This window comes from Marinilabiliales bacterium (assembly GCA_007695015.1).
Taxonomy (GTDB): Bacteria; Bacteroidota; Bacteroidia; order Bacteroidales; family PUMT01; genus PXAP01.
Genome location: REEN01000053.1, coordinates 1 through 9233 on the forward strand (window position 1 = coordinate 1; position 9233 = coordinate 9233).

7 protein-coding genes are annotated in these 9233 nt (G+C 51.0%); 5 read left to right on the forward strand and 2 right to left on the reverse strand.

Annotated features, from left to right (window positions below; genetic code table 11):
- Window positions 1–58 precede the first annotated feature (58 nt).
- The 5 genes from EA408_06035 (at window position 59) to EA408_06055 (ending at window position 6342) form a co-directional block, all read left to right on the forward strand.
- Window positions 59–1573 (forward strand): hypothetical protein, encoded by a 1515-nt coding sequence (locus EA408_06035; GenBank protein TVR72762.1) that lies wholly within the window; start codon window positions 59–61, stop codon window positions 1571–1573.
- A 42-nt stretch (window positions 1574–1615) separates the two neighbouring features.
- Window positions 1616–2839 (forward strand): FtsX-like permease family protein, encoded by a 1224-nt coding sequence (locus EA408_06040; protein TVR72763.1) that lies wholly within the window; start codon window positions 1616–1618, stop codon window positions 2837–2839.
- A gap of 26 nt (window positions 2840–2865) precedes the next feature.
- Window positions 2866–4086 carry an ABC transporter permease gene (locus tag EA408_06045; GenBank protein TVR72764.1) on the forward strand — a complete coding sequence of 407 codons (1221 nt, stop codon included), beginning with the start codon at window positions 2866–2868 and terminating at the stop codon, window positions 4084–4086.
- A 71-nt stretch (window positions 4087–4157) separates the two neighbouring features.
- Window positions 4158–4859 (forward strand): ABC transporter ATP-binding protein, encoded by a 702-nt coding sequence (locus EA408_06050; protein ID TVR72765.1) that lies wholly within the window; start codon window positions 4158–4160, stop codon window positions 4857–4859.
- Between the two features lie 142 nt (window positions 4860–5001).
- Complete coding sequence (locus EA408_06055; protein ID TVR72766.1) at window positions 5002–6342, forward strand: gfo/Idh/MocA family oxidoreductase; 1341 nt, start codon at window positions 5002–5004, stop codon at window positions 6340–6342.
- A 24-nt stretch (window positions 6343–6366) separates the two neighbouring features.
- Here EA408_06055 and EA408_06060 read toward each other — a convergent pair whose 3' ends face one another.
- Both EA408_06060 and EA408_06065 read right to left on the reverse strand, forming a co-directional pair.
- Window positions 6367–7461, reverse strand: a complete 1095-nt coding sequence (locus tag EA408_06060; protein ID TVR72767.1) for a hypothetical protein — start codon at window positions 7459–7461, stop codon at window positions 6367–6369.
- 119 nt (window positions 7462–7580) lie between these two features.
- Window positions 7581–9233, reverse strand: coding sequence for a GMC family oxidoreductase (locus EA408_06065; GenBank protein TVR72768.1), 1653 nt, complete (start codon window positions 9231–9233; stop codon window positions 7581–7583).

A 9233-nucleotide genomic window follows, 5' to 3' on the forward strand; every position in this document is an offset into this window, starting at 1 on the left:
TAATTATATGTGGCTAATATTTTGAATAGAAATAGTTTGTCTGACAGGTTTCTGATTTATGAACGTTGGACATGAAGTTGTGATAACAGGGACAATGATTGATAAAAGAAGGCTTTTCCCGGGGTTGATAATATTGACGGTAATGTCAGTTTTGTCAGTTTTCTCCTCCTGCCTTAAGGAGGAGGGAACAGAACCAAAAGTTGATGCCGAAAACGGAATTTACATAAAGGGTAAAGCAACTGCCTATGACCATTTCGATGCCGGCGGATTAATGAAGCCTGCAGTGAATGCGGCAACCGGAAACCCCAGGTCCGGCCTTTACGAGATATTTGTCGCCGTGAGCTCTGAGGCATCCGGTTTCAACCTCGTAGAAGTCATTAACGGGGAACAGACTGTGTACGGACCCCTGACAGAAGAAAAAGTAAGCTTTGATGGCAGCAACGGGACCATAACCGGTAGTGTCACAAGGGGAATTGCCGGTGAAGACGGGGGTGTTTTCAGGGTGAACGAGAGTGGCCTGTATCATATTGTAGTTGACAGGCAGACAGACTCCTACGTTATCAGTCCCCTCACCGGCCTTTCGGTAAACATAAAACAACCGGAGTCTCCTGAAGAGGATCTGGAAGTACATCTTTCTCAGGGCTTTGACAAGACAAATATGGTGTTTGTCGATGATAACATCCGTCTGGGTACTGAAGAATTCCGGATCCGTTACGGTCATGGAGACAGACTTGAGGTGACACCCGGTGGGATTTATGTGAGCACTTATTTCGGGGGGGAGGTAGCTGTAACAGAGAATGGGTACTCCCTGGAGATGAAGCCCGGAGGCGATGCATACACCCTGCCTGGTAATCATGGCGATCTTTTTTCTGTTATGGTAAGCTGGACGGTAAGCGGAGGATTCACCTGCAGCATTTTCCTCGACGATGGAGATTACCCGGAAACCATGTTCATTGCGGGGACAGGGATAAGTACCCTGGAGGGTGAAGATGCATGGAACTGGGAGCTTAATGATTTTGAGATGGTGCCTGTTCACAGTTCTCCGCACCTGTTCTGGAAGATTGTCTGGCTGAAGGGTGATGGTGCGATCAGGTTTGCTCCGGATTCCGGTGGCACTGGTCATTTCGGTGTTGAGGGCGTGGCTGTTGATGACATATATGAAACAGGCAGCGGCGACCTTCCGGTTCCGGCGATGGCCGGCTATTATATGCTGGTGGTAAACCTGCGTTCGGGACAGGTATCTGTAACCAGGCCGCAGGTCTATCTTATAGGAGACGCTGTGGGTAGCTGGAATGCCCGGAACCAGGATTTCAGGTTCAATGTTGACAACAGCAACAAGCTGATAAGTCTGCTCAAGTTACTTGAGGGAGGAAGTGTAAGAATGTATGCCTGGCAGGATAAGGGATGGTTCACCCAATGGTGGCACTCGGAGTTCAATGTTTATAACGGCAGGATAGTATACAGGGGCAATGGCCTGAATTTAGAACCTGTCGGGGTCATACCAGGCTTCCATACTATAGAGCTGGATTTTATAAACGGGGAGGCTTCAATTGAGCTGTGCGGGTGTTCTTAGGAAGAGGTTTTAATATATAGTTTTCAGAAAGAGCAGATACAAATGAGAGACAGTATAGAATATGGCTGGAAGGAGATCGGCAGGCGTAAACTCAGAAGCCTCGGAAATATTGCCGGATACGCTGTGGCCACTGCCTTTCTGGTGATATCGGTGACTTTCGCCGGATTTTCAATTTTTGGCACAGGCTCGGTTCTGGAGTATACCGGCGCCCAGTTTATCGGATTTATATATTCTACCACGGACGGGACTTCTGATATCAGGTTTAAAAACCCCGGTCATGAAGGGCTTCTGGTGTATAATTATCCTGTGGTTCCGTTTCCGATGGAGCTTGTTGAGGTTATTAAGCAATCCCCCAATGTAAAACACGCATCTCCCCTGCTTACTTTTTCGGTCATAACCGACGAATATGTCGATCGCTCGTGGGTCCTGGCAGGTTTTGACCCCTCTGATATGGAGGCGGTGCGTATGGCAAGCTGCTCCGATACAGATATTGTGGAAGGAAGATTCCTGGAGCCCGGTGACAGGGGAGTGGTTCTGCTGGAGCAAACCTTTGCCGATGCCGAGCAGTACGGCACAGGTGACATAATCTATTTCGGCGATCTTGAATACGAGGTGGCAGGCATTCTCAGTCCCGGAACAAGACCGGCAAAGGCTGATATCTACATGCCTTTTGATGAAGCTGTTGAAGTTATGAACTCCCGGATTGAAGAACCTGTAAGAAATATTGCCAATGTTGTGCTTGTAGATGGTGCAAGTTCCATTTTAACCGTCAATGCCCAGAATGACGTAAAGGAGATACTGGGATATAACTCCACTACCCTTGGATACGGCTGTTTCAATCCTGCCGGTGCAGCCATAGGGATTACCTTCAGGGGAATGAGACTGACGGGCCTGGTTATTTTTGTGAGCATTTTCCTGTTTATTGTTGCATCGCAGTATTATGCCGTGATGGAAAGACGCACTGAAATAGGAATATTGAAAGCGATAGGATGGTCTGACAGAGGTGTACTTTCTCAGGAGATGGCAGGCTCATTTATCCAGTCCGCGCTTGGGGGACTGGCGGGATGCATCGTGGCATTGCTGCTACTGGCTTTCTTTCCTTTGGGACAGTGGCTCGGCATTGAGGAATTGTCTGCTCTCTCCGTAAACACAGCGATTGTTGCAGCCGGATTTACTCTTACGGTTGTTTCAGGCACGCTTGCCGGACTTGTTTCCGCGGCAGTATCCCTGCGCCTGAAACCTGCCGAAATACTGAGAACTCTTTGAAATTAAAATTACCAACCATCCAGGTCATGCGTGATGCTTTCAGATATGCCGGGAAAGAAATAAGGAGAAGGAAACAACGTTCAGCCGGTACTGTAATAAGTTACCTGACAGCAGGTGCAATAATCGTGCTGGCGGCCTCATTGTCAGGAACGACAAGGGACAATACACAACAGGTACTTTGGGATATCGGGGCACATACGGTAGCTTATATTCCCAGGCTCACAATCGAGGGATGCTGCATACAGACATATGCAACAGACCTTTATGATCCCGACAGGGAGGGGTTTGTTGCCAATAACGCGCCTACAAACCTGATTTTTGACGAGCAGATAGAGATGATAAGGCAGTCCCCCAATGTTGCTGATGCTGCCCCTTATCTGATGTTCAGGATCAGATCATCACTGGGGCAGGGAGAATGGGTGCTGGGGGGCCTTGACCTGACAAGACCGGTGGCTCATTCTGCAACTGTTGTTGCAGGATCCCAGGTTGTTAAAGGTGAATTTATTGAGCCAGGCGACGATGGCCTGGTAATGGTTGAACGGGAGTTTGCCGGAGCATATAACTTTGATGTCGGTTCGGAGCTTTTGCTGGGTGATATGAACTACAGAATAGCAGCAATAGTCAACCCGCCACTTAGGCCGGGGAAAGCCAATATATATATGAGCCTTCCTGCCCTCCACAAGCTTGTTGAGACCCGGCTCGAAGAGACTGTGGAGAATCCGGTAAATGCAGTTCTGGTAGAAAGTGTGGGAGCGCAATATCATGAGGCTGCATTGGCAGATGTCTCCAATATACTTGGGCAGAGCTCCAGGATCAGCTCTTTCGGTTGCTGGCGGCCGGGGATAACGGTTATGGGGATAACAGCCAATACGGCATGGACAATTACTGCCATTGTTATTATATGCATGCTTCTGATAGCAATGAAGATACAGATTGCATCAGTAGTGCAGCGAAGGTTTGAGATGGGAGTCCTGAAAGCAATAGGCTGGAGTGACGGGAACATCCTTTCGCAGCTCATGGCTGAGTCGCTTATATACTCGTTTACAGGAGGTGCGGCAGGCGTACTTGTTGCATATACGACTTTACAGGTTTTACCGGCAGAACTGACCGGCGGGGGACAGTCAGTTACTCCGCTTATTATTGTTACCGGAGTGCTCCTGCCGGTGGCCGGGGGACTGGTTGCCGGACTGATATCATCGCTGAGGGCGGTCAGGATGAGGACAGCGGATATTATCAGAACAATATAGAGAACCGATACTTTTTTTTACACCTGCCTGGATGCAGCAGTTTAAAAGTGATTAACTGAATATTCTGAGAAATGGAAAGAACACCAATACTTAAATGCAGTGACATAAACAAGAGCTTCAGGGTCAGGGGAAAGATCATAACAGTTCTTCAGGGGGCAGAACTGGAGGTTTATCCCGGTGAGCTGATCGTTATTAAAGGACGCAGCGGTGAGGGCAAATCTGTTCTGCAATGGATACTCAGCGGAATAGATACGCCAGATTCCGGGGTGATCCTTTTTGAAGGTGTTCCATACAGCAAGCTTTCGGGAGAGGAGATGTCAAATCTTCGCAGGGAGAAAATCGGACTTATATTCCAGAACTTTAATCTGATAGAGTCGTGGACTGCCCTTGAGAATGTCGAATCGGCACTGCTGAACAGCGGTCTGAGTCCGGAAAAGAAAAGAGAAAAATCAATTTCAATTCTCGAAAAAATGGATCTCGGGCACAGGCTGGACAATCTGCCCGTTGAGCTCAGCGTCGGACAGCAGCAACGGGTTGCCATTGCCAGGGCCCTTATCAATGAGCCCTCGCTCATAATTGCAGACGAACCTACCGGCAGTGTTGATGATGAAACCGCCGGAGAAATGCTATCCATACTGCTTTCATACGTAAAGGAAAAGAACAGCGCCATGGTCGTAACCACTCACGGACATTTTACCGGAGAACACCTGGCCGACAGGATATACTCCATAAAAGAGGGCAGGCTTTACTCTGCGACGCAGGTTCAGGCGTGACAGCCAGGGATATATTGCCCGGTTCCAACCTCCGGAAATCTTTTCCCGGTTTTTTTCCTGAGCATCACCGGCAAATTCAAACAATATCCTATCTTTATCATTACAAGAATTTAACAGGATATTGAATTAAAACCGGGAAAAGATGGATCATAGCGTAAATGTTTCAGGCCGCCGCAAATTTATCGGCAATCTTGCCGCCTTTGGAGCTGTCGCCTCTGCCGGCATGGGTGCAGTAATGTCTTCCTGCACCAGGAAACCTGCATATACAGCTCCTGTTTTTCCTGATAAGGCCCCCGGAGGACCGGTTCTTAAAGCCGGGGTGGTTGGATGCGGCTGGCGGGGTACCGGTGCTGCATTGAATTTTCTGAATGCCGGGCCGAACCTCGAAGTAACAGTCCTCGGAGACCTTTTTGAGCACAGGCTGGAATCCTGCCGGAAGAGCATAAGGGACCATCATGGCGCAGAGATACCGGATGAGAACTGTTTTAGCGGGTTTGATTGTTACAAAAGGGTTATTGATTCTGATATTGATGTGGTCCTGCTGTGTGAACCTCCGTATTTCAGGCCTGTGAGTTTTGAATATGCGATAAAGGCACGCAGGCATGCCTTTATTGAAAAGCCGGTCGGCGTAGACCCTGTCGGGGTACGTTCGGTCATGGCTGCAGGCAGGATGGCAGAGTCTGCCGGACTTGTTGTAGTTGCAGGAACTCATTACAGGCATATGAGAGACCGTGTTCAGGCCCTGGAAATGGTGAGGAACGGTGCGATTGGTGATATTATTTCCGTCAATTGCTATTTCAATATGGGGAAACTATGGCATGTCAACAGGCAGGAGGGATGGAGCGATATGGAAGCAATGATAAGGGACTGGGTCAACTGGCGATGGCTTTCTGGTGACCATATAGTCGAACAGCACATACATGAACTGGATACTGTCGGCTGGTTTCTGGGCAAACATCCGGTAAAGGCCCTGGGTTTTGGCGGCAGGCACAGACGGCCTACGGGCGACCAGAACGATTTTTTCAGCGTTGATTTTGTATATGATGATGGAAGGCATATGCACAGCATGTGCCGGCAGATTGACGGATGTGCCAACAAGGTTGATACTTACTTTTTCGGCACAAAAGGTTATACAAACGGGATGAATGCGGTATGGGACTATAACGGAAACCTGTTATGGGAATACCAGTACCCACTTGACGATGAAGGCCGCCCCACCAACATGCTCAAGGTCAGTCCCCATGACCAGGAGATAATAAACTTCGTCACTGCAATACGAACAAACAACTATGTGAATGACACGCAAAATGTTTCACAGGCAAACATTGTTGCGATGATGGGCCGGGAATCGGCCTATACCGGCAGAGAGGTTGGTTACAGTGAAATAATGGATTCAAATATGAAGCTCGGCCCTGACAGGCTTGAGTTCGGCCCGTATGACATACCCCATTCTCCTCCTGTGCCGGGGACTTCCCCTGCCTGAAATTCCATACCCGGGTCAGGAATATTAATTTTTGATCTGCGGTATTGCCGTGTTGTGCAATAATGTTTCCGGCCTTACCCCATCGTGGCAGTCCGCGCACGACACGAAATGGATGTTATTGGGACTGTCCTTAAATGCATAGGTCGTATTCATGGTCCGCACATCGAGTCCGCAATTCGACGTACCCGGGTGGCAGCTCACACAGGCGTTTACTGCCGAGTTTGAATGGGTGCTGTGGCATGCCAGGCAACTAAGTCCCTCATGCACCCCGGTCGGGGTGCGGTCGTCCATGGTTCCTGCCTGGTGCCATACATCGGGTGCGTGGCACTGGATGCACATCCTCATTCGGGGATCATCGGAAACCTCGAGCTGCCTGTCGCCGTCCCACATTACAGGCTTTGGCAGGTATCGTGCATTGAAGAACCGGCGCTCGTTGCGGTCGTAGAACCCTGTCTTGCTGTAGCCGGGCATCCTGGTGTAGTGGACATCCTGGTCGCCGTCGTATCTCATTCCCGCCTTGGGGATGCCGTCTTCGTGAATGCTGTGGCATGCCAGGCAGGGTATGACGGGCTGATCTGCCTTAAGCGGCTCGCGGAGCGACCAGGGGCCCTCGATGCTTACCGGTTCAACGAGCGAATAGATATCGCCTTCGTAGAACATACCATGGCAGCGCAGGCAGTCATGGTTGAGCTGTTCCCGGCTGTTCTGCTCCTCATCGAGGAAAATGCGGCTGTATGTTGCCGAATGCCCCCCCGACAGCCATGCCGCATATTCGGCCTGGTGGCACTCCCTGCAGGTCTGGTTCATATCGATCACCTGCCTCTCTGTAAGCGCTATGTCATCATAGAAATCCCTTGTGTAATGCCTGAACACCATCCTCATCTTTTCACGCAGAGTGTGAATTCCCCCGCTGAGGGCGGTGCCGTGGCACTCTATACAGTTAATGTCGCGGTGGGCCGATGAGGCCCACATGTTGTATGACGGCTCAATCTCGTGGCATGACATGCAGGTGCGGTCGGGCGGAAGGGCCGTCCAGTAGCTGTAATAACCCAGCATCGCAAGGAGCAGGACGAAATGAGCCCCGAGAACTATTGCAAGCCGTTTCTTGAAAGGTGTCATTTTATCGGTTTATTGGCAGTTTATGATCTTTTTAATTGTTGCGGGTAACCGGACTTACCCGGCTGGTTCCGTCTTCCTGGTCCCTTACCCCGGGCAGCGGGACGGGCCCGCCTGCTGTTTCAGAACCTGTTGCCATGGTTCCACTCCTTTACGATATAGTCCGATACCCAGTATCCCAGGGCCATTATTGTGAGCACCGGGTTGAACGCTCCGTTGGTTACGTGAAGGCTGCCGTCGGCTACAAACAGGTTGTCAACATCGTGTACCTGCCCGTGCTTATTGGTAACCGATGTTTGCGGGTCATCTCCCATGCGGCAGGTACCGGACTGGTGCTGGCTGCCGCTGACACCTGTACCCGGAATACTCTGCCAGATCTGCTTTGCCCCGGCGGCCCGTAACCACTCTTCAGCTTTCGCGGAAATGAACCGCGCAGTCCTTATATCTTCGTCAAGCTTGAATCCCGATATTCTTGCCACGGGTATACCCCAGTAGTCCTTTACAGTTTCGCTCACCTGCACCCTCGATTCGGGATTGGGCACCTCCTGAACAGGCCCCCGTACACTGACATGCTTTTTAAAATTGTAACGCTGAAAATCCTTATGCTCCTTACCCCACCTTGCCGAGCCCGGGGGCCTGACGCCCGTGAACAGGTATGGCATCCTGATGAATTCATTGGCAAGCATGGCGCCTCCAACGATCCCTGGGTTATGATGTGCAAAGTCACAAATGGCCACACTGGCGCCTGGCCCTACATCATCGTATATTTCCTCTTCGAACAGTCCGTCAGCCCCGCAGTATGCATGTCCCTGCAAATTTCTGCCCGTCTGATCGTACCTGTTGCCCAGCCCGTCGGGATGCAGCGACGATTTTGAGTTCAGCAGCAGCCTTGCAGTTTCGGTGGCCGAGGCGGCAACCACAACCAGATCGGCTGTCTGTACCTGACTGCGGTCATTCTCGTCAAAATATGCTACCCCGGTAACTCTGCCGCGGTCGTTGGTCATTATCTCGTATACATGCGATTTAATACGCAGTTCACAATTGCCTGACTTCAGGGCGACCGGTATTACCGTGTTCTGGGTGCCGCATTTGGCGTCGACGGGGCAGGCAAAACCCACGCAGTTCCTCATCCTGATGCAGGCAGGCCTGCCACCGTATGGCACCGAGTTGCGGAGCATCGGGATGGGGAAGGGGTGAAACCCTATTTTTTTAGCCGCCGCTTCCAGCATGGCCGCTTCGCGGTTATGTTTGAAGGGGGGCATCGGGTGAGGCTTGCGGCGCGGCGGGGCAAAAGGGTTCTGGAAGTCGTCGCCGGCAACGCCGATGTCCCATTCGGCTTTCTCGTAATAAGGCTCAAGGTCATGGTACGATATGGGCCAGTCCGCCATACTCGAACCCTCAACATGTCCGTAAGTTGACTTGAATTTGAAGCACTCTTCCATGAACCTCCATGCCATGGCGCCATAGGATACCGTGCCCGAGCCGACGCATGCTGCATTGTTATGGTAAGACCAGTCGTTCGGGTACACAATCCTCTCATTGCCCTGACCGTCAACCGCCACGCGCCAGTGCCTCTCGTTATCAGGCCCGAAATAGCAGCCCAGGGGGAACGTTCGCTGGGAGGTGAGCTCGTCGTTGTTATGCTCGTCATACCTGGCCCAGTCGCCCCTTTCGAAGAGCACCACCGAAAGTCCAGCGACGGCCAGCTCCTTTGCTGCAACGCCACCGCCGGCGCCTGATCCTATTACTACTGCATTAACGTGTCTGTTTGCCAT